Origin of the sequence: Saccharothrix longispora (genome assembly GCF_031455225.1) — a bacterium.
Lineage (GTDB): Bacteria > Actinomycetota > Actinomycetes > Mycobacteriales > Pseudonocardiaceae > Actinosynnema > Actinosynnema longispora.
The window spans coordinates 2,027,753-2,049,733 of record NZ_JAVDSG010000001.1 but is presented as its reverse complement, the minus strand read 5'-3'; the positions used below and the strand labels follow the sequence as shown (position 1 = coordinate 2,049,733).

The 21,981-nt window shown below is 74.8% G+C and carries 19 protein-coding genes; 8 read left to right on the top strand and 11 right to left on the bottom strand.

The window, feature by feature from the left end; translation table 11 throughout:
- Positions 1–30: 30 nt before the first annotated feature.
- The 3 genes from J2S66_RS08595 to J2S66_RS08585 all read right to left on the bottom strand — a co-directional run bounded on the left by J2S66_RS08595 (position 31) and on the right by J2S66_RS08585 (position 3,040).
- Complete coding sequence (locus J2S66_RS08595) at positions 31–888, bottom strand: alpha/beta fold hydrolase (RefSeq protein WP_310305971.1); 858 nt, start codon at positions 886–888, stop codon at positions 31–33.
- A 75-nt stretch (positions 889–963) separates the two neighbouring features.
- A complete protein-coding gene (locus J2S66_RS08590; protein WP_310305969.1) occupies positions 964–2,163 on the bottom strand; it encodes a glycoside hydrolase family 3 N-terminal domain-containing protein in 1,200 nt (399 codons plus the stop codon).
- A 49-nt stretch (positions 2,164–2,212) separates the two neighbouring features.
- Entirely contained in the window at positions 2,213–3,040 is an 828-nt protein-coding gene (locus J2S66_RS08585) for a M23 family metallopeptidase (RefSeq protein WP_310305967.1), read from the bottom strand.
- A gap of 124 nt (positions 3,041–3,164) precedes the next feature.
- Here J2S66_RS08585 and J2S66_RS08580 point away from each other — a divergent pair, with 124 nt between their 5' ends.
- Positions 3,165–5,147, top strand: a complete 1,983-nt coding sequence (locus J2S66_RS08580; protein ID WP_310305965.1) for an MFS transporter — start codon at positions 3,165–3,167, stop codon at positions 5,145–5,147.
- Here the strand turns inward: J2S66_RS08580 and J2S66_RS08575 are convergent.
- From J2S66_RS08575 to J2S66_RS08560, 4 genes are all read right to left on the bottom strand, one after another.
- Positions 5,137–6,276: a S1 family peptidase gene (locus J2S66_RS08575; RefSeq protein WP_310305962.1), complete on the bottom strand. Its 1,140-nt coding sequence runs from the start codon at positions 6,274–6,276 to the stop codon at positions 5,137–5,139. The genes J2S66_RS08580 and J2S66_RS08575 overlap by 11 nt on opposite strands.
- A gap of 180 nt (positions 6,277–6,456) precedes the next feature.
- A complete protein-coding gene (locus tag J2S66_RS08570; protein WP_310305960.1) occupies positions 6,457–7,533 on the bottom strand; it encodes a hypothetical protein in 1,077 nt (358 codons plus the stop codon).
- 294 nt (positions 7,534–7,827) lie between these two features.
- A complete protein-coding gene (locus J2S66_RS08565; protein ID WP_310314733.1) occupies positions 7,828–9,150 on the bottom strand; it encodes a M20/M25/M40 family metallo-hydrolase in 1,323 nt (440 codons plus the stop codon).
- A gap of 105 nt (positions 9,151–9,255) precedes the next feature.
- On the bottom strand, positions 9,256–10,821 hold the full coding sequence (locus J2S66_RS08560; RefSeq protein WP_310305958.1) for a glycoside hydrolase family 76 protein: 1,566 nt from the start codon (positions 10,819–10,821) through the stop codon (positions 9,256–9,258).
- 227 nt (positions 10,822–11,048) lie between these two features.
- Between J2S66_RS08560 and J2S66_RS08555 the strand changes: the two genes are divergently transcribed.
- The 7 genes from J2S66_RS08555 (at position 11,049) to J2S66_RS08525 (ending at position 20,229) form a co-directional block, all read left to right on the top strand.
- The gene (locus tag J2S66_RS08555) at positions 11,049–11,171 is read left to right on the top strand and encodes a hypothetical protein (RefSeq protein WP_310305956.1); all 123 of its coding nucleotides are present in this window, start codon (positions 11,049–11,051) and stop codon (positions 11,169–11,171) included.
- Position 11,172: 1 nt separating this feature from the next.
- Entirely contained in the window at positions 11,173–12,528 is a 1,356-nt protein-coding gene (locus tag J2S66_RS08550; RefSeq protein WP_310305954.1) for a GntP family permease, read from the top strand.
- A gap of 118 nt (positions 12,529–12,646) precedes the next feature.
- A complete protein-coding gene (locus J2S66_RS08545) occupies positions 12,647–14,278 on the top strand; it encodes a S1 family peptidase (RefSeq protein ID WP_310305952.1) in 1,632 nt (543 codons plus the stop codon).
- On the top strand, positions 14,275–16,437 hold the full coding sequence (locus J2S66_RS08540; protein WP_310305950.1) for a serine/threonine-protein kinase: 2,163 nt from the start codon (positions 14,275–14,277) through the stop codon (positions 16,435–16,437). The genes J2S66_RS08545 and J2S66_RS08540 overlap by 4 nt, the downstream gene beginning before the upstream one ends.
- A gap of 11 nt (positions 16,438–16,448) precedes the next feature.
- The gene (locus tag J2S66_RS08535) at positions 16,449–17,876 is read left to right on the top strand and encodes a vWA domain-containing protein (RefSeq protein WP_310305948.1); all 1,428 of its coding nucleotides are present in this window, start codon (positions 16,449–16,451) and stop codon (positions 17,874–17,876) included.
- Positions 17,873–18,982 (top strand): GlnX family signal transduction membrane protein, encoded by a 1,110-nt coding sequence (locus tag J2S66_RS08530; RefSeq protein ID WP_310305946.1) that lies wholly within the window; start codon positions 17,873–17,875, stop codon positions 18,980–18,982. The genes J2S66_RS08535 and J2S66_RS08530 overlap by 4 nt, the downstream gene beginning before the upstream one ends.
- The gene (locus J2S66_RS08525) at positions 18,979–20,229 is read left to right on the top strand and encodes an ABC transporter substrate-binding protein (protein WP_310305944.1); all 1,251 of its coding nucleotides are present in this window, start codon (positions 18,979–18,981) and stop codon (positions 20,227–20,229) included. Before J2S66_RS08530 ends, J2S66_RS08525 begins: the two co-directional genes overlap by 4 nt.
- Positions 20,230–20,261: 32 nt before the next feature.
- Here the strand turns inward: J2S66_RS08525 and J2S66_RS08520 are convergent, their stop codons facing one another.
- The 4 genes from J2S66_RS08520 to J2S66_RS08505 all read right to left on the bottom strand — a co-directional run bounded on the left by J2S66_RS08520 (position 20,262) and on the right by J2S66_RS08505 (position 21,979).
- Entirely contained in the window at positions 20,262–20,438 is a 177-nt protein-coding gene (locus tag J2S66_RS08520; RefSeq protein ID WP_310305942.1) for a hypothetical protein, read from the bottom strand.
- A gap of 10 nt (positions 20,439–20,448) precedes the next feature.
- The gene (locus J2S66_RS08515; protein WP_310305941.1) at positions 20,449–20,955 is read right to left on the bottom strand and encodes an MOSC domain-containing protein; all 507 of its coding nucleotides are present in this window, start codon (positions 20,953–20,955) and stop codon (positions 20,449–20,451) included.
- On the bottom strand, positions 20,952–21,455 hold the full coding sequence (gene msrA, locus J2S66_RS08510) for a peptide-methionine (S)-S-oxide reductase MsrA (RefSeq protein WP_310305939.1): 504 nt from the start codon (positions 21,453–21,455) through the stop codon (positions 20,952–20,954). Before msrA ends, J2S66_RS08515 begins: the two co-directional genes overlap by 4 nt.
- Positions 21,456–21,610: 155 nt before the next feature.
- Entirely contained in the window at positions 21,611–21,979 is a 369-nt protein-coding gene (locus tag J2S66_RS08505; RefSeq protein ID WP_310305937.1) for an STAS domain-containing protein, read from the bottom strand.
- Positions 21,980–21,981: the final 2 nt, after the last annotated feature.

Genomic DNA, 21,981 nt, shown 5'->3' with positions numbered 1-21,981 from the left:
CGCATTCGGGTCGATTGTCGGGAAATGAATCTAATGGCGGGCGGCCAACAGCACGATGTGCGCGGCCACCTCCGCGGGCGCTTCCAGCGGGAGCATGTGACCGGCGTCGGCGACCACGACCGACTCGCCGCCGACCGACGCGGCGAGGGCCTTCGCGTCGCCCTCGGGCACCAGCCGGTCCTCGTCGCCGACGATCGCCACCACCGGCCGCTCCCCCGCCACGGTGAGCGCCGCCTCGCGGTCGTAGCGGTCGACCGCGGGTCGGAACAGGGCGATCGTGCCGGGCCAGTGCGCCCACACCACGTCGGCGACGAGGTCCACGTCCTCCTGGCGCGGTTCGTCGCCGAACAGCCACCAGCGCAGGCCGGCCGTCTTCGCGGGCTCGATCCTCTCCCGGATGGTGCGCACCAGCGGCCCGAACGCCCGCTCCAGCTCGCGCACGAGCTTGCCCAGCGCCTTGGGCCACGCCAGCGACGTCTCCGACAGGTCGGTCGTCGCGGTGGACACGAACACCACCCCGGCCACGCGCTGCCGGTACAGCCTCGGCCGCCGCTCGGCCATGGCCATCGCCGCCATTCCCCCCATCGAGTGGCCGACGATGACGACGCCGCCCTGGGGCACCAGCCGTTCGACGAGTTCGCCGAGGTCGTCGCCGAGCTGCTCGATCGTGGCCGTCTCCTTGGTGGCGGGCGTGGACGAGCCGTGCCCCCGGTGGTCGTAGCGGATCACCCTCAGGTCGGACGGCAGCGCGGCCACCACCCGGTGCCAGGTGCGGTGGTCCAGCGCGTAGCCGTGCGCCAGCACCACGGTCAGCCGCGCGTCCGCCGGACCGCTGACCACCACGTTCAGCTCGGCGCCGTCCTCCAGCCGCAACCGCTCGGTCGCCATCCCCGCTGCCCCTTCCGTCGGCCGTGTTGCTTTACCAACGAGTAGGTAGCCGGTTCGTCACGGGTCGCGCGAAGATCAGCAGGAGCCCTTCGCGGCCAGCACGCGGCGGGCCGCCTCGTCCACCCGCGCGGCGGGCAGCGTGCCGGCCGCGACCGAGGCCTCCAGGTGGTCGAGCACCTGCGCGACGCGCCCGCCCGAGGACCACAGGGCGAGGTCGGCGCCGGCGGCGAGGGCCTGGCGCACCGCGTCGGGCAGGTCGACCAGGTCCGTCACCGCCTTCATCGCGCCCAGGTCGTCGGTCATCGCCGGTCCGGTGAAGCCGAACTCCTCGCGCAGCAGCCGGTACGCCTCGCCGCTGAGCGTCGCGGGCTTGCCGCCGGTGAGGCCCGGCACGTCGATGTGGCCGAGCATCACCACGACGTCGCCGTAGCGGTCGATGTCCCGGTAGGGCACGAGGTCGGTGGTGCGCAGCACGTCCAGCGGTGGCGACCGCACGGCGCCGAGGTGGGAGTCGCCGCTGGTGTTGCCGTGGCCGGGGAAGTGCTTGAGCACGGGGGTCACGCCGGCGTCGTGCAGGCCATCGGCGAAGGCCAGCGCGTAGCGGGCGGCCACCTCGGGGTCCGGGCTGAACGAGCGGTCGCCGATCACCGTGCGGTCGGCCTGGCCGCTGGTGTCCACGACGGGGGCGAGGTCCATCGTCACGCCCCGGTCGCGCAGCCGCAGGGCCCGCTCGTGGGCCAGCGCGCGGACCTGGTCGGGAGACAGGTCGGCGGCCATCCGCCGGGCGCTGGGCAGGTCGCCGTCGAGCTGGTCGACCCGCTGCACACGACCGCCCTCGTCGTCCACGGCCACGATCAGCGGCAGGGCCGCCGCGGCCCGCACGGCCCCCAGCGCGCCACCGCTGAGCAGGCCGGGGGCGTCGCCGCCGACGAAGATGCCGCCGACCTGGTCGCGCTGGACGATGCCGAGGGCGTCGGCGGGCCCGCGCGGGTCGACGCCCACGACGAGCAACTGGGCCAGGCGGGCGCGCAGCGGCAGCGCCCCGGCGGCGACGGCGCACGGGTCGGGTGCGGGCGCCGGTTCGGGCCGGGGCGCGGTCGTCGCCTCGGGTGAGGGTGAGGAGGGTGCGGGCGCGGCGACGGGACGGCCGGTCACCGACGTCCCGGGGTCGTGCAGCAGCGCCGCGAGCAGCGCGCCGACGGCCAGGAACACCAGCAACGCCCTCGTACCGGCGTTCCGGCCGCCGTGTCGCCTGCTCGGCTGCTCGTCCCGCACGGCACCCAAGTTACGTCATGGCGCCGGCGGTCGCCGACCAGCACACCCCTCAGTCGTACTTGTCCTGGTTGAGGAACCGCGCGAACCCGCGCCACGAGTTCGGCCCCATCACACCGTCGATCGGCCCGGTGTAGCCCCACCCGGCGGCGAGGCGCTGCACGCCGGCCCACGAGTTCGGGCCCATGACGCCGTCGATCGGCCCCGTGTAACCGTGGCCGCGCACGCCGCGCTGGAGCGCGGCGTAGGTGTTCGTGCCGGGCACGCCGTCGATCGGCCCCGGGTAGCCGTGCTCCAGGCGCAGCCAGTTCTGGGCGCGCTTCCACATGACCGCGCCGGGGACGCCGTCCTGCTCGGTGGAGGTCTTGGGCAGGCCGGTGCCGGGGTCGCTGCCGAGGAAGGTCAGCGGGTTGATGCGCGTGCCGCCGGGGTTGATCATGTGCCAGTGCACGTGCGGGCCGGTGGACGAGCCGGAGCCGGGGGCGCCCGCGGCGCCGCCGGACAGGCCGACGGGGTCGCCCATGGCGACGCGCGTGCCGTTGGCCGGCAGGAACCGCGACAGGTGCAGGTACTGGGTGCGATAGCCGTTGTCGTGCCGGATGGTGACCGTGTGGCCGCCGGTGCCGTTGTCCGGGGTGTTCGTGACGACACCGCCGCCCGCGGCGGGCAGCCGCGTGCCGACGGCCATGCCGTAGTCGATGCCGCCGAGCGAGCCGCGGTCGAGGTGGTCCTGCCAGGTGCCGGTGACGCGGTAGCCGCTGAAGGGGTTGTAGAACCCCGGCACGGCCGCGAGGGCGGCCGTGCCGCCCACCGCGGTGACGACGCCCGCCGCCACCGTGCCCTGTAACAGGGTCCGCCTGCTGATCCCGCCGTCGTCCATGGTGAACTCCCCGGTCGGAGGTGTGTGCCCAGGACGCTAGGGACGGCGCGGGCCGGCGGCATGGTTCGTTCGACCGACGGCCGTTCGGGCGGCGAGCGGTAGTTAGTAAGGCTAAGCTTTCGGCGTGAACCGTGCTCCTCGCGCGAGGCGGCCGGTGGGCCTCGTCATCGCCGTGCTCAGCCTGTGCGGGACCGTCGTGTCCCTCATGCAGACGCTCGTGGTCCCGCTGCTGCCCGACCTCCCCGAACTGCTGGACACCACGGCGGACAACGCGTCCTGGCTGGTCACGGTGACCCTGCTCACCGGCGCGGTGGCCACCCCGATCCTGTCCAAGGTCGCCGACATGGTCGGCAAGCGCCTCGTCATGGTCATCGCCCTCGGCGTGCTGGTGGCCGGTTCGGTGGTGTGCGCGGTGAGCACCGGGCTGACCTGGATGCTGGTCGGCCGGGCGTTGCAGGGCTTCGCCGCCGCGCTGATCCCGGTCGGCATCAGCATCATGCGCGACGAGGTGCCCAAGGAGCGCGTCGGCGCGGCCGTGGCGCTGATGAGCGCGACGCTCGGCATCGGCGCGGCGGCCGGCCTGCCGCTCGGCGGGGTCATCGCCGAGGTCCTCGACTGGCACTCGCTGTTCTGGGTGTCGGCGGGCATGGGCGCGCTGATGCTCGCCGCCGTGCTGGTGGTCGTGCCGGAGTCGACGGTGCGCAGCCCCGGCCGGTTCGACGTGGTGGGCGCGGTGCTGCTGTCGGTGTCGCTGTCGGCGCTGCTGCTGGCGGTCTCCAAGGGCTCGACGTGGGGGTGGACGAGCCGGAACACGCTGCTGTGCGCCGCGGTGGCCGCGATCGGGTTCGCGATCACCACGCCGTGGGAGCTGCGCACCGGCAACCCGCTGGTCGACCTGCGCACGTCCGCGCGCCGGCCCGTGCTGCTGACCAACGTCGCCTCGCTGCTCGCGGGCTTCGCCATGTACGCGAACCTGCTGGTCGGCACCCAGGAGCTCCAGCTCCCCACGTCGACCGGCGTCGGCCACGGCCTGACCCCCACCGCGGCCGGTCTGGCGATGCTGCCCGGCGGCGCGGTCATGGTGGTCCTCGCCCCGGTGTCGGCGGCGCTGACCCGCCGCTTCGGCGCGCGGATCACGCTCATGGTCGGCTCGCTGGTCATCGCCGTCGGCTACGCCGCCCGCGCGCTGTTCACCGGCGGCCTGTGGCAGCTCGTCACCGCCACCACCGTCATCTCCACCGGCACGGCCATCGCGTTCGCCGCCATGCCGATCCTGGTCATGCGGTTCGTGCCGATCACCGAGACCGCGTCGGCCAACGGGCTGAACACGCTCGTCCGCCAGATCGGCACCTCGACGTCCAGCGCCGTCGTGGCGGCCGTGCTCACCGCGGGCACGACCACCGCCGCGGGCGTCGCCGCGCCCGACGCCGGCGCGTTCGCGCTGACCGCGTGGATCGCCGGGGCCGCCGCGGTGCTCGCCGCCGCACTGGCCCTCGCGCTGCCCGGGCGCAGCGTCACCACGGTCAACGCCCCGGCCCGGGACGTCGCGCCGGGCAACGACGAGGTCGTCGTCACCGGGGACGTGGTCACCCCGGACGGGCAGCCGGTCCGGCTGGCCGTCGTCACCGTCCTCACCCTCCAGGGCGAGCACACCGACTGGTCGCGCGCCGACAGCGCCGGGTCGTGGTCCGCCGCGCTGCCCGGTCCGGGCCGCTACCTGGTGGTCTGCTCCGCCGACGGGTGGTCGTCGTGCTCGCAGGTCCTCGACCTGGGCGACCGACCGCAGCGCATCGTGCTGCGCGAGCGGCGCGAACTGGCCGGGATCGTCAGCGACGGCGGCGTGGCCGTGGCCGACGCCCTGGTCACGCTGACCGGCACGGCGGGCGGCACCGCCGAGCGCACCCGCACCGACGACGCCGGCCGCTACGCGCTGCCCCTGCCGCCGCTGGGCGGCTACGTGCTGACCGTGCTGCCGCCGGGCGGGGCCGCGGCGCACTCCGCGGACGTGGTCGTGACGCCGCAGCGCCGCACGGTGGACCTGGACCTGGCGACGGGCGGCCCGCTCGTCGACGAGCGGGCCGCCCGCGCGGTCGGGATCACGCGGTGAGCAGCCTCAGCCCGTAGACCGACAGGATCTCGTTGATCGGCTGGAACCACGTCCGGCCGCCGGACGAGCAGTTGCCGTACCCGCCGGACGTGACGCCCTGCGCCTGGTCGCCGGTGATGAACGAGCCGCCCGAGTCGCCGCCCTCGGCGCACACGCTGGTGCCCGCCATCTGGTGCACGTCGCCCTGGGCGTAGTGGATCGTCTCGTTGCGGGACTGGATGACGCCGCAGTGCCAGCGCGTGGTCGAGCCGGAGCGGCAGACCGACGTGCCGACCGGGGCCTCCCACGAGCCGCGCACCAGGGCGTCGCTCACCGTGCCCCAGCCGAGCACGACGGGCACGTTCCACCAGCCGCCGCCGGTGCGCACCCACGCGTAGTCGTTGCCCGGGAACGACGAACCCGCGAACGTGCCCTGCCAGGAGCGGTCCCAGCCGTAGACCTGGGCGCCGGTGCCGCCGCAGTGACCGGCCGTGACGTACCCGCCGTGCACCGAGAAGCCGATCGAGCAGCGCACGTTGCCGGTGTAGTAGGGGTCGCCGCCCACCGTCCCGGCCGCGAACGGCACGGGTGCGGTGACGCCCTCGGTGTTGACCTCGATCGGGCCGAACTCCTTCGCCCGGTCGAGGAAGTCCGCCACCTCGCGGGTCTGCTCACCCGCCCGGAGGTTGACCACCACCGCACCGCTGCGCGGGTCCGGGTGCCAGCTCGTGACGGCCGACGGCACGCCGCCCGCCTTCGACAGCGCGTCCACCCGGTCCTTCACCCGGTCCAGCTCGGCGGCCGTGCGGGACACCAGCCGCGGTTCGGCGCCGGTGGCGCGCACCCGTTCGGCGGCCTTGCCGTCGGTCACGCCGACGACGAGCACGCCCCGGTCCTGGTCGAACCAGCTGCCGCCGAACGCGCCGGCCGCCGCCGTGCGCGCGGACGGCGCCACGCGGGTCGCCTCGGCCTCCCGGGCGATCCGGACCAGGGCCTGCTGCTCGGTCAGGCCGAACGCGGCCCGCATCGAGGAGACCAGGCCCGGCGACAGCTGCCCCGACGTCACGGGCGCGGCCTGCGCGGCGGGTGCGGCGACCAGGCCGCCCACCACCAGCGCGACGGCCGTCCCGACCTTTGTCAACGTTGTCATGCGCACGCGGTCCTCCTTGTCCACAGGGTGGGCGCACAGCCGGACAGGGAGGGTGGCCGTGCGCCCCGGGCAAGTCTTGAGAGCGCTCTCACAACCGATCTGGTTCAGACCATGCCAAAGCCCGCGGCCCGGCGTCAATCCCGCGGGGGCGCCGCCACCGGGCGACGCCCCCGCACGTGCTCACCTCCGCTCGGGGATCGGGCTCCACTCGCGCGCCAGCTCGACGGCCAGCTCCACGTTGGCCGCCGCCGCGTCCAGGGTGCGCCGGCCGTACCCGCAGGCGGCGGCGACACCGGCGATCGGCCCGCCCAGGGCGTCCGCGGCCAGTTCGAGCGCCCGGCGGGTGGCTTCGGGGTGCGCCTCGGCGACCACGCCGACGATGACGTCCACCCCCCGGCGCAGGTGCCTGAGCGGCGCGAAGAACGCCGGGTCGACCGACGGCGGTCCGTCACCGGAGGTGACCGGCAGGTGCACGGTCGGCATCGGCAGCCGCCGCTCGGCCAGCACGTCGGCGAGGCCGTTGAGGAACTCCACCGGCGCCTCCAGGTCCTCCGGCTCGAACACCGGGACGTGCTCCAGGTCGCCGTAGCACAGGTGCAGCACCCAGCGGGCGTCCGGCGCGGCGCCCAGCACCCCGGCGACCTGCCGGGTGAGTTCGGCGGTCAGCTCCGGCCAGTGCGACCGCGGCGTGCGGTGGTAGGACACCAGCACGGCCGGGCTCTCCAACTGGAACTGCACGCGGTCGCCCCAGCGCGCGGCGACCCGGGCGACCTCGCCCACGACGGCCGCCTGCACGACCGGCATCCACTCGCGGGCGGCCTCCGGGCCGAACGCGAACATCGCCAGGTCCAGGGCGTTCGGGATGCCGATCTGCAACCGCAGCGGCCGGTCGCCCTCGACCGCCTCCAGCGCGGCGAACGCGGCGTCGGCCTGCTCCAGCCTGCCGAAGGCCACGTCGTCGGGGGCGAGGCGGTGCCCCGGGCGGACCCGGTAGCACGGCATGTCGTGGTAGCCCTTGCTCTCCCCGCCGCGGACCCGGTCGAGGACGGGCACGGCGGCGAGGTCGTGGGTGAGCCAGTCGATGATCCAGCGCGGGTCGCGGTCGAAGGGCAGGGCGGTCAGCGGCACTCCGTCGATGTGCCTCAGGACCCAGCCCAGCGCGGTGGCGGGGTCGTCGCACAGCGGGTGCGGCAGCGAGCCGACGAGGTGCACGGGCAGCGGTCGGGCCGTCCAGTGGGCGTGCGGAAGGGGTTGCATGACGGTTCTCCAGGCGTGTCGGGCAGCCGCCGGTGGCGGCGAAGTCGGGGCCACCGACCGGTGCGCGGCGCGTCACCGGCGGGCGGCGCGCGGGATCGCCGCGTCCGGCCGCCCTGTGGCCACCACGGATTCTGACGGCACACCCGCCCGCTCGTCCACTTTGGATGATCAAAACAGCGAACCGCCACGCGAACGTGTGAACGGAGCCGACCAGTCCGAACAGGACAGTCCATAGCGGACGCCGCCGATCGCCCCGCGCGTCGGGCCCGGAGCCGGCGCGCGGGGCGGCGCGGATCAGGAGTTGCGCAGGAAGCGGTCCAGGACGCGGACGCCGAACTGGAGCGCGTCGACCGGGACGCGCTCGTCCACGCCGTGGAACAGGGCGGAGAAGTCCAGGTCGGCGGGCAGGCGCAGCGGCGCGAAGCCGAAGTTGCGGATACCCAGCTTCTGGAACGACTTGGCGTCCGTGCCGCCGGACAGCATGTAGGGCAGCACCCTGGCGCCGGGGTCCTCGGCGGTGATCGAGGCGGTCATCGCGTCCACCAGCGCTCCGTCGAACGTCGTCTCCACGGCCGGCAGGCCCAGCCACTCGCGCTCGACGTCCGGACCGAGCAGCTCCGCCAGCTCGCGGTCGAACGCCTCCTCCCGGCCGGGCAGGATGCGGCAGTCCACGGTGGCCTCGGCGCTCGACGGGATGACGTTCGTCTTGTACCCGGCCGACAGCATGGTCGGGTTGGCGGTGTCGCGCAGCGTCGCCCCGATCATCCGCGACAGCGCGCCGAGCTTGCCGACCGCGCCCTCGACGTCGTCGTCCGGGAAGTCGAGGCCGGTGATCTCGGACACCCCGTCGAGGAACTCGCGCACCGACGGCCGGATGACGATCGGGAACCGGTGCCGCCCCAGCTTCGCCACGGCCTCGGCGAGCTTCGTCACGGCGTTGTCGCGGTGGAGCATCGAGCCGTGGCCCGCGGTGCCCTTCACCCGCAGCTTGAGCCAGTGGACGCCCTTCTCGGCGGTCTCCACCAGGTAGGCCCGGACGTCGTCCTTCAGGGTGACGGAGAAGCCACCGACCTCGCTGATGGCCTCGGTCACGCCCTCGAACAGCTCGGGCCGGTTCTCGACGAGCCACTTGGCGCCGAACAGGCCGCCGGCCTCCTCGTCGGCCAGGAAGGCGAACACGATGTCGCGCGGCGGCACGATGCCGTCCCGCTTGAGCCGGCGGGCGACCGCGAGGGTCATGCCCACCATGTCCTTCATGTCGACCGCGCCGCGGCCCCACACGTACCCGTCCTGCACGGCGCCCGAGAACGGGTGCACCGACCACTCGGAGGCGTCTGCGGGCACCACGTCCAGGTGACCGTGCACCAGCAGCGCGCCCCGCGAGCGGTCGGCGCCCTCCAGCCGGGCGACGACGTTGCCCCGCCCCTTGGCCCCGGACTCCACGTAGGTCGTCTCGTAGCCGACCTCGGCCAGCTTCCCGGCGACCCACTCGGCGGCGGCCCGCTCCCCCACCAGGGTCGAGGCGTCGCCGGTGTTGGTCGTGTCGATCCTGATCAGCTCACTGGTGAGGGACACGACCTCGTCCTGCGCCAGCCGCAACCCCGCCACGTCATCCACATTGCTCACGCGCCCTTCCTACCACCTGGTTGGCCGGTGGGCGGGCATCGCTCGGGCTGTTCACCGACGTGGGCTCCGGGCCGCGCGGCGGCCCGGAGCGGTCGGTCAGCCGGCGGCGTTCATCAGGTCCACCGCGCTGTGCTGGCGGGCCGCGTCGCTGCGCTGGAACGGCCCGGCCCACGGCTGGTCGTACGAGTCGCTGCTGGACCGGTCCCGCGCGTGGGCGGTGTCGGCCTGGCGCTTCAGGTAGGGGAGGTAGGGCCGGCCGGGCAGGGCGCGGTCCAGGGCGGCGAGCCCGCGCACGTAGGCGCCCTTGAAGGACGGCACGTCACCGCCGCCGCCGTCGTCGAACAGGATGCCGCCGGGGTTGAGCGCGCCGCTCGTGGTCGAGGCGTCGGCCAGGGCGCGGGCCCGGGCGAGGTACGCCTGGTCACCGGTGGCGCGGTGCAGTTCGGTCAGCGCGGCCAGCGGCACGCCCTGGTTGTAGCTCCACGGCGTCTGGCCGTTGTTGCGGCACGTGGTCGTGACGAGCCCGTCGTTGACCAGGTTCGAGCCGTTGACCATCCCGCTGCCCTCGAACCACCGCCAGCCGTCCCGGGCGCGCCGCAGATACGTGGAGTCGCCGGGCAGGCGGTTGTGCAGGGCGGCGTTGACCTGCACGTACAGCGAGTTGGCGATGGCGTTCTTGTAGGTCCGGCTCGACGTCCACCAGATGCCGCCGCCGCAGGTCGCGTCCCAGTACCGGTGGATGTGGTCGGCGCCCGCGCGGGCGGTGTCGAGGTAGCGGCGCTCGCCGGTCAGGTCGTAGGCGGCGATCCAGGCCAGGCCCCACCACGCGACGTCGTCGTTGTACTCGTTGACGAAGTTCCCCTGCCACGCGGTGCGGTTCAGGTCGTAGGTGCGGGCGATGGCGTAGCGGTAGCTGCCCATGCCGCTCACGCGTGCGTTGTCGATGATCGCGGTGAGGGCGTTGGCGGAGTTCCACCAGCCGGTGGTGGCGAACAGGCCGGTGTTCCGGTCGTAGCGCTGCATGAGGGCCGTGGCGGCGGCGGTGCGGCGGTCGCCGGCGTTCCAGGTGGTCCGGTACCAGGAGGTGCAGGCGATGGTCGACGACCCGGCCGGCCGGCCGCAGGCGCGCAGCAGGCCCACGCCCAGGTTGTTCCAGTCGTCCACGTTGTGCATGAGCGTGCGCCAGCCGCCGTTGCCGGCCGGGACGGTCGTCGCGCCGGCCTTGGGCTCCCAGGTCACCCCGGCGTCGAAGGAGCGGTCCAGCCAGACCTCGTCGCCCTGGCCGCCGGCGGTGATGACCGCCCACCCCATCGTCTCGCCGCCGTCGAAGTGCAGCTCGACCCGGCGGGTGCCCGCGGGCACGGTCTGGGCGATCCGACCGCCGGTCGAGAGGGCGGGGTCGCGCCCGTCGCAGTGCAGGTTGCAGACGACGGCCGAGGCGGACGGAGCTGTGGCGGACGGAGCTGTGGCGGACGCACCCGGCGCGGTCGGCCCCGTGACGTGGGGCCGTGTCGCGGACCGCTGCGCGCTCGGCGGCAGGGCGGGGTCGCGGGTGTCGCAGTAGGCGTCGCAGACCTCGGCCGGCGGCGGAACCGGTCCGGGGGGCGCCGGGACGGGGACGAGGGACAGGAGCAGGGATGCGAGAACGACGGTGTTCAGCACGGCCACCTCACCGCAGGGAGTGTGAGAGCGTTCTCACACCGACGGTAGGAGCGGTCCCGACGGGCCGTCAACACCGGTCGCCCTGACAAGCAGGACAGAACGCGCGCTCGTGGACGGCCCGCGCCACGCCCGCGCGGGCGAACGGACACCGCCTCAGGTCGGGCGAACCCGGCGTGGTGCGCGCTCGCGTCGCCGCACGGCCCGATCACCCCGCTCCTGTCACCCTGGTGGTGTCGCAGTCCGCCGCCCTGGAACCGCTCGGTCCCGACGAACCCGTCATCGCGCTCGACCTCAACCGCCCCGTCGACGCCGTCGTCGACGGGTGCCCCACCGGCGAGGAAGAAACCTGACATGACGATCGCCATGGAAACCCTGTCCGCAGGCCGACTCCTGTCCGCCGCCGTCCTCGGCATCGCCCTGCTCGTGCTGCTGATCAGCCGGTTCAAGCTGAACCCGTTCCTGGGCCTCACCCTGTCGTCCCTCGTCGTGGCCGCGATCGCGGGCCTGCCCATGGACGCGGCCGTCGCGAGCTTCGCGAAGGGGTTCGGCGACACCGCGGCCGGCGTCGGCACGCTGATCGCGCTGGGCGCGATGATCGGCAAGCTGCTCGCCGACTCGGGCGGCGCCGACGCCCTGGTCGACACCATCATCGGCCGCTCCAGCACCCGCTCGCTGCCGTGGGCGATGGCCGTGGTGGGCGCGCTCATCGGCCTGCCGATGTTCTTCGAGATCGGCCTCGTGCTGATCATGCCGGTGATCCTGCTGGTGTCCCGGCGGTCCGGCACGTCGTTGATCCGCCTGGGCATCCCCGCGCTGGCCGGCCTGTCCGCGATGCACGGCCTCGTGCCGCCGCACCCCGGTCCGCTGGTCGCGGTGAACGCCCTGGACGCCGACCTGGGCATCACCCTCGGCTTCGGCGTGCTGATCGCCGTCCCGACCATCGCCGTCGCCGGCCCGCTGTTCGCCCGCTACGCCGCGCGCTGGGTGGACGTGTCCGCGCCCGACCTGTTCGAGGGCTCGGACCGCGACCCCGCGAAGCCCCGGCCGTCGTTCGGCGTCACCCTGGCCACCGTGCTGCTGCCCGTGGTGCTGATGATGGGCAAGGCGCTGGCGGACATCGTGGCGGACGAGGGCAACCCGGTCCGGGCCGTGCTGGACTTCCTCGGCACGCCGGTCATCGCGCTGCTGATCGCGGTGATCGTCTCCATGGTCACGCTGGGCGGCGGTGCGCACATGTCGGGCCGCGAGATCGCCCGGACCGTCGAGGCGGGCCTGCCGCCGATCGCCGGCATCCTGCTGATCGTGTCCGCCGGCGGCGGGTTCAAGCAGACCCTCATCGACACCGGCATCGGCGAGCTGATCGCCGACTGGGTCGCGGGCAGCGGCCTGTCGGTCCTGCTGCTGGCGTGGCTCGTGGCCGTCCTGATCCGCCTGGCGACCGGCTCGGCGACCGTCGCGACGGTGACCGCGTCCGGCATCCTCGCGCCGCTCGTGACGACGCTGAGCACGGGCGAGACGTCCCTGCTGGTGCTCGCCATCGGCGCCGGGTCGCTGTTCTTCTCCCACGTCAACGACGCGGGCTTCTGGCTGGTGAAGGGCTACTTCGGCCTGACCGTCGGGCAGAACCTGAAGACCTGGTCGATCATGGAGACGCTGATCTCGGTGGTGGGCCTGGTCCTCGTGCTGCTGCTCGACCTGGTGGTCTAGCCGCGCCACCCACCCCGCGCCGTTCTCCGCACAAGTGCAGTCGGGGTCTGGGCCGTTCGAGTCACGTGCCGCCGATCCCCGCCGACCCGGGACGACCGCCGCATATCGTCCACTCGTGGTGACGGGGCGAACACGGCCGCTGGAGTCGTGGCGTGCGCGCGTCCGGAGCCCGGGGGGCGAGGTGCTCGGCGCGGGGGTCCTGCTGGGCGACCGGCACGTGCTCACCTGCGCCCACGTTCTGGCGGGTGCGGACGGGCGGCCGGAGGTCGACCTCGTCGGCCGGCGCGGGTGGCTGGTGCGCCGGGCGCGGCCCGTGCCGGGGTGCGTCGTGCCGCCGCTGGCCGACCAGCGCGGCGACGTCGCCCTCCTCGAACTCGACGAACCGGCGCCGCCCGGTTCGGGCACCGCGCTGCGCCGGGCCGCCGTGAGCTGGAACCGGCCGGTGCGCGCCTTCGGGTTCCCCGGCGCGCTCGCGGACGGCGTGTGGACGCAGCTCACCCTGGCCGGCGAGGCCGGACCGGGCCGGGAGTGGATCCAACTCAACCTCGAACCGGGCTGGCCGCCGGTGCGCCCGGGGTTCAGCGGCGCGGGGGTGGCCGCCGTCGACACCGGCGACGTGCTGGGCGTGGTGGTGAGCACCCTGGGGCCGACCACCGGCGTGTCGTGGATGCTGCCGGTGGAGACGATCCTCGCGCACGTGCGGCGCATCGAGGAGTGGACGGTCGGCGACGTCGGGGTGGACTCGCGCTTCGGCGAGTCCTCGGCGGAGCACGTGGACGTGCCGACCACCCGACGGGTCGTCGCGTGGCTGGCCGACGCGCGGCGCACCATCCCGCTGCTCCTCGCCGGCGCGGAGGTCGCCGCGCTGAACCGCGTGGTCCTGCTGGCCAGCCGCGAACTGGGGCCGTCCGCGGCGGGAGCGACCGCCGCCCCGCACGACACCGTGCCGCCGCTGGGCAGCGTGGACCTGGCCGTGGACGCGTCCGGGCGCACGGCCGACGAGGTGACCAGGCGGGTGGTCGAACGCGCCGCCGTGCGCGCCGACGCAGGCTCGCGGGTGCCGCCGATGACCGTGGTCGTCGGCGCCGTGGACGACGCGGCCGAACCCGAGGCGGTGATCAAGGAGGTCGCCGAGCCGCTGGTGCGCGACGGCACGCGCGTGGTCCTGGCCTTCACCCGCGACGACTCGCCCGCGCTGGACGCGGCCCGGCGGTGGCGGTCCGGGCTGCACCGGGAACGGCTGGGCGCGCTCGCCGAGCGCATCGCCGCGCTGGACGCCGCCGAGCGGGACAACGCCGCGCTGTGCGCCCGGGTCGCGCCGCCCGGCCCCGCGGTCACCCGCCGGGCGTCCCGGCTGCGGTTCGCGCTGTCCGCGCTGCGCCACGGGCCCGTGGACGAGGTCGCGCTGATGCAGGTGGAGCGGCGGGCGGAGCGGGCCGCGCGGGTGGCGGGCGAGACCAGGGCGCGGCTCGACACCGGCCTGACCGCGCTGCGCGAACTGGGCGGCGGCAACGGGCGGGGCGGGTGGCTGTCGGCGCACAAGGCCCGCGCGGTGCGCTCCGGGTTCGCCGAGGACCTGGCGCTGAGCCGGTTGTACCAGGAGGCCTTCGCGCTGCTCACCACCCCGCCGGTCGACCCGGTGGCCGCGGCCGGGGCTGTCGGGGCCTACGGGCGCGCGGTGCAGGACAAGCTCGACGGGCGCGCCACGGCCGGCGAACCCGCGGGACGGGCCGAGGAGGAGGATCGGTGACGGCGTGCCGCCGCGCGGGGTGCGCGGGCGAGGTGGAGGACAGCGGGTTCTGCGACACCTGCGGTCGCAAGGCACTGCCGTCGTCCGCTCGGCCGCGGCCGAGCGGGCCGGGGAGCTACCTGTCGCTGCCCGTCTTCCCGCGCACCGAGCCGTCGAGCCGGTTGCAGCGCGACCCGGACGTCCCCACCAGCGGCCGCACCTGCGGCAAGAACGGCTGCACGGCCGAGATCGGCGTCGGCTACGCCGGTCAGCCCGCCCAGGCCGAGGGGTACTGCCCGATGTGCGGCGAGCCCTACTCGTTCCGGCCCAGCCTGCACGAGGGCGACCTGGTCGGCGACCAGTACCTGGTGCTCGGTCCGCTGGCGCACGGCGGCCTCGGCTGGGTGTACCTGGCGCAGGACACCCGCCTGGACGACAACCTGGTGGTCCTCAAGGGCGTGATCAACGAGGGCGACAGCGCGCTGGCCGAGGCGGAGCGCCGGGCGTTGACCGCGATGGACCACCCGAACGTCGTGCGCATCTTCAACTTCGTCACCCACCCGGACCGGTCCACCGGGCGGCCGCGCGAGTACATCGTGATGGAGTTCGTGGACGGCCGGGTGCTCGACGAGGTCAAGCGGGGCGCCCACGCCGGTGAGCGGCCCCTGGGCGAGCAGCTGCGGGTCGAGCACGTGATCACGATGGGGCGGCAGGTACTGGAGGCGCTCGACCACCTGCACCGGCGCGGGCTCGTGTACTGCGACATGAAGCCGAACAACGTGATCCTGTCGCCCGGCAGCACCGCCGACGGCAGCGAGAGCCGGATCAAGGTGATCGACCTGGGCGCGGTGCGCCGCACCGGCGACAAGGGACCCGGGATCATCGGCACGTGGCCGTACCAGGTCACCCGCGAGGAGATCGCGCGGCGCGGCGTGACGGTGCAGTCGGACCTGCACGCGCTGGGCGTCACGCTGCGGCAGCTCCACCAGGCCACCGTCGACCACGTGGAGCTGCTCGGCGCGCCCGGGTCCCCGATCGCGGCGGGGGTCGAGTCGTTCCAGCGGGTGCTGGCCCGCGCCACGCGCGCCGACGCCGAGCGCCGGTTCGCCTCCGCGCGCGAGATGTCCGACCAGCTGGGCGGCGTGCTGCTGGAGGTCGCCTCGCTGCGCGACGGCAAGGACCGCGCGGTCCTCTCGCCCCTGTTCGCGCCGACGGCCGCACTGCTGGACGCCGACCTGGGCGCGGTGCCGCCGCTGGCGCGCTGGACCGACGCGGTGACCGACCCGGACCTGCCGACGCCGAAGGACGTCGCGGTCGGGCTGCCGCCGGTGCGCCCGGTGTCCGCCGACCCCGCCATGGAACTGGTCGCCGACACCCCGGACCCGGCCCGGGTGCTGGACCTGCTGCGCGACCACGACGCGCCGTCGCCCGACGTCCTGCTGCTGCGCTGCCGCGCGCACCTGGAGCTGGACCGCCACGAGGAGGCCGCGCGCTGCCTGGCCGCCCTCCGGTCGCCGGACGCCGAGGACGACTGGCGGGTGGTGTGGCACTGCGGGCTGCTGCACCTGGTCCGCGGGCACGTCCGGGCGGCGCGCCGGCATTTCGAGGCGGTGCGCGCCGACCTGCCCGGCGAGGTCGCGCCGACGCTGGCGGTGGCGCTGTGCGCGGAGCGGGAGGGCGACGCGGCCGAGGCGCGCCGCTGGTACACGGCGGTGTGGCGGCGGGACCGGTCGCAGGCGCCGGCGGCGTTCGGCCTGGCGCGGCTGCTGCTGCGCGACGGCGACCGGGCGGGCGCGGTGGCCGTGCTCGACGGGATGCCCACCGTGTCGCGGCACCACGACGCCGCGCGGATCGCGGCGGTCAACGTCCTGTGCGGGCCGGGCGCCTCGGCTCGCGACCTGGAGCGGGCGGTCGAGCGGCTGGAGCGGCTGCGCCTGGACCGCGACGCGGGCGACCGGCTGACCGCCGCGGTCCTCGACGCGGCGCTGCGCTGGCGGCGCTCGACCGCCGACCCCCGGATCGACGGCGGCGCGGTGTTCGGCCGGTCCCCGTCGGAGCGGGCGCTGCGGTCCGCGCTGGCCGACGGCTACCGCCGCCTGGCCCGGCAGGCGCGGTCGGCCGACGAGCACGGCGTGCTCGTGGACCTCGCCAACGGCACCCGCCCCCGGACGAAGCTGTGACAGGGAGGCCCATGGACACCCCGGCCGGTTTCGGCGTCGTCGTGAACCAGAACGAGTACATGTCCCGCGGCGACACCGACATGCACGCGATCGTCACCGTCACCGCCTCCGGCCTGCGGTCGGCCGGCCTACCGCGGGCCGCCGCGGAGGTGATCATGATCGACTGCTCGGGCTCGATGGACGCACCGCCCACCAAGATCGCCGCCGCCCGGCAGGCGACCTGCGCGGCGCTGGGCGTGCTGCGCGACGGCACGCTGTTCGCCGTGGTCAAGGGCACGCACCGCGCCGAGGTGGTCTACCCCGCGGACGGGCGGTTGGCGGTCGCCGACGAACGCACCCGCGGCGAGGCCGTGGCGGCGGTCAACCGGCTGATCAGCGACGGCGGCACCGCGATGAGCACCTGGCTGGCCCTGGCGGCGCGCCTGCTCGCGCCGCACCCGGACCTGATCAGGCACGCGATCCTGCTCACCGACGGCTACAACGGCGAGCCGCGCCAGGTGCTCGACGCGGCGCTCCGGCACTGCGCGGACGCGTTCGTGTGCGACGTGCGCGGCATCGGCGCCGACTGGTCGCCGCAGGAGGTGCGGCGGATCGGGGAGGTGCTGCACGGCGACGTGGACGCCGTGCGCAGGCCCGCCGACCTGCCCGCCGACTTCACCGGGTTGGTGGAGTCGGCGATGGGCAAGGCCGTCGCCGACCTCCAGCTGCGGGTCAAGCCCATGCCCTTCGCGCGGCTGCGCCAGGTCAAGCAGGTGCTGCCCGCCGAGGTCGACCTGACCGACCGGGGCACGCGGCTCGACGACGGCACGGTGCGGTTCCCCACCGGCAACTGGGGCGACGAGGCGCGCGCGTTCGGCGTGTGGCTGGAGGTGGACACCGACGCGCTGTCCGTGGGCGAGCCGGCGCAGGCCGCCCGGGTGAGCCTCGCCGTGGACGACGCCGAGGTGCCCGCCGGTTCGGCGGCGATCCGGGCGACCCTCACCGAGGACTTCCGCCTGTCGATCCGGCTGGACCCGGTCGTCCGCCACTACGACGGCGAGACGGAGCTGGGCGAGCACATCGAGGCGGGGTGCGGCGCGTACGACGCGGACGACCTGCCGCGGGCCGCCGAGCGGTGGGGGCGGGCCGTGGCGCTCGCGACGCGGTTGGGCAACGAGGACTCGCTGCGGCGGTTGCTGCGGCTGGTCGAGGTCGTCGGCGACCCGGCCGACGGGCGGGTGGTGGTGCGGCCGGGCCTCACCGCGGAGGACATCCGCTGGGCCGGGATGAGCTCCACCAGGTCCAGCATCGCGCCGGGCGTCGCGGACGGGGTGCGACGGGTCGAGGCGGAGGCCGCGGGACCCGACCGGCAGTGCCCGCGGTGCTCGTACGTGTCGCCGCCGACCGCGCGGTTCTGCGGCCGGTGCCGCCACGAGCTGGCGGGCGGGGCGGGCCCGTGACCCGGCGCAGCACCACCCGCCGGACCCTGCGCGGCCTGCTGGCGGGCACGGTGGTCGCCGCGCTGGCGGCGACCGGGGCCACGTGGGCGGTGTGCGCGGCGGTGCAGGCCACCGCCGACACGGTGCGCACCCGCAACGCCCCCGCGGTGCTGGAGGCGGCCACCGCCAGGGCCGCGCTCGCCGAGGCGGACCGGCTGGCGGTGGAGAGCTTCGCCAACCCCGAGCACGTGCTGACCGGGCCGGGCGACCGGTACCGCGGCCGGATCGCGCTGGCCGGCCAGTACCTCGCCCAGATCGCCGAGGACAACACCGCGGGCGAGGTCGTCAGCAGGCAGTTGCAGCTGGTGGAAGGGCTGCTGGTCTCCTACAACGCCGCCATCGGCCAGGCGGACGCGCAGCTGCGGCAGCCCGGTGGCGCGGCGCTGGGCAGCGCCGACCTCTGGCACGCCTCGCAACTGCTGCACGCGCCGGACCACGGCATCCTCGCCCAGCTCGACCGGCTGCTGGAGGCGCAGCGGGACGCGCTGGACGACCGACTGGCCGAGTCCGGCACGACGCCGTGGCGGACCGCGTCGTGGCTCGTGCCCTCCCTCGTCCTGCTGGGGCTGCTGGTCGCCACCCAGGTGTTCCTGGTCCGGCGGTTCCGGCGCCTGGTCAACCCGCTCCTCGCGCTGGCCACCGCCGTCGCGCTCGGCGTCGTGGTCGTGCCCCTGGTCGGCCAGGAGACCCGGGCGCAGGTGACGGAGTCGGCACGGGCGCTGGACCTGCTCGTCGACCGGTGGCGGGCGCACACGACCGAGACCGGGGCGACCGCCCGGCGTGAGCTGCTGGTGCTGCTGGACCGGCACTGCGGCGGTGAGCGGGACGGGTGCGGCGACACCGTGGCCCGGGTCCGGCGGGACCTGGGCCCGGCCGCCGCCGGCGCTCCGCCGACCGACGAGCGCGAGCTGACCCGCGAGGCGGAGCGGATCAACGCCGACCTGGAGGACGCCGCCGACGAGCGCGGCCTGATCCCCCTCGTGCCGATCGGCGGGTCGGCGGTCGTCCTGCTGGTGCTGCTCGGCCTCCTCGGCCGGCTGGAGGAGTACAGGTACCGGGTCCGATGAGAATCCTGATGGCGATCCTGCTGCTGAGCGCGTCCCTGGCCGGGTGCGTGGTGTCCACCGCGCCCGCGCGGGTGATCGTCCTGGGCCCCTGGACCGGGCTGCAGGAGAAGAGGTTCGAGCAGGTGCTGGCGCTGTTCGAGGACACCCGCCGCATCGACGTCGAGTACATCGGCACCACCGCACCGGACCAGGTGCTGCGGGCGGACGTGCAGAAGGGCACGCCGCCGCACGTGGCGGTGCTGCCCAGCCCCGGCGACCTCGCCGCCTACGTGGGGGACGGCTACGTGACGCCGCTGGACGGCGTCGTCGCGGCCCGCTCGGACGAGTACCCGCGGCGGTGGACGGACCTGGAGGAGCTGGCGTCGGACGAGCGGTACGCGGTGGTGGTGAAGGCCGACCTCAAGAGCATGGTGTGGCACCCCGCCGACGTCCCGGTCACCCCGCCGACCACGAAGGCCGAACTGCTCGCCCTCACGGCCGCCGAGGTGGCCGCCGGGCGGACCCCGTGGTGCCTGCGGGTGGCCGCGCAGACCAACGCCGGGTGGCCCGGCACCGACTGGGTCGAGGACGTCGTGCTGCACGAGGCGGGTCCCGACGTCTACCGCCGATGGGCGGCGGCGGAGCAGCCGTGGAACGAGGGCCCCGTGCGGCAGGCGTGGCAAACGTGGGGCGAGCTGATCGGCGGCGGAGCGGTGCGCGGCGGCCTCCGCGCGACGCTGCTGACGAACTACGACGACCCGTCGCAGCCGATGTTCGACACCCCGCGCGGGTGCCTCCTCGACCACCAGGCGTCCTACGTGACCGGGGTGTACCCGGCGGGGGAAGCGGACTTCTTCCCGTTCCCGTCGCTGGGCGCGCCGGAACCGGCGGCGGAGGTCTCGGCGGACCTCGCGGCCCTGTTCCGCGACACCCCCGAAGCCCGCGCGCTGATGGACTTCCTGGCCTCGACGGAGGCGCAGCGCATCTGGCCGGCGGACGGCGGGGCCTACTCGGTGAACCGGTTGATCGGCCCGGAGGTGTACGGCAGCGACGTGGAGTGGCGCGTCGCCGCCGTACTGGTCTCGGAGGACCGGTTGTGCTTCGACGCGTCGGACCTGATGCCCGCGCCGCTGCGCACCGCGTTCCACCGGGCCGTGCTGCGCTACCTCGACGACCCGGACGACCTCCAGGCGGTGCTGGACACCCTGGAGGGCGTCCGGCGGCAGGTGTCCGCGGAGAAGGGGGGCCTGCTCGACCTGCCCTGCTAGCGGTGGTCGGCACGGTGGTCGCCGGGGCCGGCTCAGCCCTGGAACGAGTCCTGCACCAGCTGCACGAGGGGGGCGACCAGGTCCGCGAAGAACTCCCGCACCGGCGGCACGAAGATGATCACCGCCACCAGCAGCGCCACGTACGGCGCCACGCCGCTCCCGCGCTTCTTCGCCATGCCCACCCCCGGTGCGTCGCCCTCCCCCAGCATGGCACGCCGCTCAGGCGAGCAGGACCGCCGGCCCCCGCCCGAGCACCCCGTCGTCGAGCGGGACGCACCGCACCCCGCCGCGCCGCCGGAGCGCGGCGAACGCGCCGGGCGCGATCACCGCGTCCATCCAGGCGCACGGGTTCGCCGGGCGGCCGACCTCGAACCGCACGGGGCCGTCACCCGAGTCGAGGGCGAACACGTCGTGCCGGGCGAGGGCGTCCACGTCGAACCCGCGCAGCACGACGTTGCGCCGGACCAGCAGCGGGTCCGGCGCGGCGGCCAGGCCGAGGGCCTCCGCGACGTGGTCGAGCGACTCGGCGGCGAAGAACGTGACGGCGGCCCGGCGGTGCGCGGGCCGGTTGAAGTAGCGGTCGCCGACCAGGCCGAGGCCCGCCCGGACCACGACGCGATCGCGGGAGACGGGCTCCGGATCGGGTCGCGGGCCGTCGGCGGGCCTGCCCTCGTAGGCGTGCACGGGCGACACGTGCAGCGCCACCACCTCGACGGTCGTGCTCAACGCTCGCCGAGCTGCCACTCCGGCCGCACGTAGTGGCACGTGTAGCCGTTCGGGTAGCGCTCCAGGTAGTCCTGGTGCTCCGGCTCGGCCTCCCAGAAGTCACCGGCCTGGGTCACCTCGGTCACGACCCGGCCCGGCCACTTGCCGGAGGCGTCCACGTCGGCGATGGTCGCCTCCGCGATCCGCTTCTGCTCGTCGCCGTCGTAGAAGATCGCCGAGCGGTAGCTCGCGCCGATGTCGTTGCCCTGGCGGTCGCGCGTCGTCGGGTCGTGGACCTGGAAGAAGAACTCCAGGATCTGCCGGTAGCCCAGCCGCGCGGGGTCGAAGACGATCTCGATGGCCTCCGCGTGGGTGCCGTGGTTGCGGTAAGTGGCGTTGGGCACGTCACCGCCCGTGTAGCCCACCCTGGTGGAGATGACGCCGGGGTGGCGGCGGAACAGGTCTTGCATGCCCCAGAAACACCCGCCCGCGAGGACGGCCTTCTCGGTAGCAGTGGCCATGTGGTCGCTCCGCTCCTCACTGTCGTTCGGTACCCGTCATCGTTCGGTACCCATCGAGGTGAACGCTCCCGCGTCCCCGGGTCATCCCCGGCGCGGGTGTGATCCACAACCGGGCGGCGGTGACGTGAGCGGGCCGGCGGCACCGGGCGGACGGCTCAGGACGCGGCGAGCGCGTGGTCCAGCGTCGGGTGCACGACGAGCAGCTCGTCGAGACCGGTGAGCCGCACCGAGCGCATCGACGGCGTCGTGTCGCCCGCCACCACCCGCAGCGCCGTGTCCGGCAGGGCCTGGTCGTGCGCGGCGATCAGGGCGGCCAACCCCGCCGAGGCGAGCAGGGCCACCCCGCGCAGGTCGACGACGACCACGCCCGGCCGGTCGCCCAGCGCCGCGTCGAGCGCCTCGCGCAGCCGCGGCGCGGTGGACTGGTCCAGCTCACCGACCACGGTGACGAGGACGGCGTCGGCGAGGCGCTCCACGTCGAGCCTGAACGGCGGTGGGGCGGGGTCCTGCGTCGAGGCGTGCACGT

Bases quoted from the DNA above. Each gene is read 5' to 3' on its own strand.
- J2S66_RS08595 (WP_310305971.1), bottom strand. From the start codon at position 888: ATGGCGACCGAGCGGTTGCGGCTGGAGGACGGCGCCGAGCTGAACGTG.
- J2S66_RS08585 (WP_310305967.1), bottom strand. From the start codon at position 3,040: ATGGACGACGGCGGGATCAGCAGGCGGACCCTGTTACAGGGCACGGTG.
- J2S66_RS08575 (WP_310305962.1), bottom strand. From the start codon at position 6,276: ATGACAACGTTGACAAAGGTCGGGACGGCCGTCGCGCTGGTGGTGGGC.
- J2S66_RS08570 (WP_310305960.1), bottom strand. From the start codon at position 7,533: ATGCAACCCCTTCCGCACGCCCACTGGACGGCCCGACCGCTGCCCGTG.
- J2S66_RS08550 (WP_310305954.1), top strand. From the start codon at position 11,173: ATGACGATCGCCATGGAAACCCTGTCCGCAGGCCGACTCCTGTCCGCC.
- J2S66_RS08535 (WP_310305948.1), top strand. From the start codon at position 16,449: ATGGACACCCCGGCCGGTTTCGGCGTCGTCGTGAACCAGAACGAGTAC.
- J2S66_RS08525 (WP_310305944.1), top strand. From the start codon at position 18,979: ATGAGAATCCTGATGGCGATCCTGCTGCTGAGCGCGTCCCTGGCCGGG.
- J2S66_RS08520 (WP_310305942.1), bottom strand. From the start codon at position 20,438: ATGCTGGGGGAGGGCGACGCACCGGGGGTGGGCATGGCGAAGAAGCGC.
- msrA (WP_310305939.1), bottom strand. From the start codon at position 21,455: ATGGCCACTGCTACCGAGAAGGCCGTCCTCGCGGGCGGGTGTTTCTGG.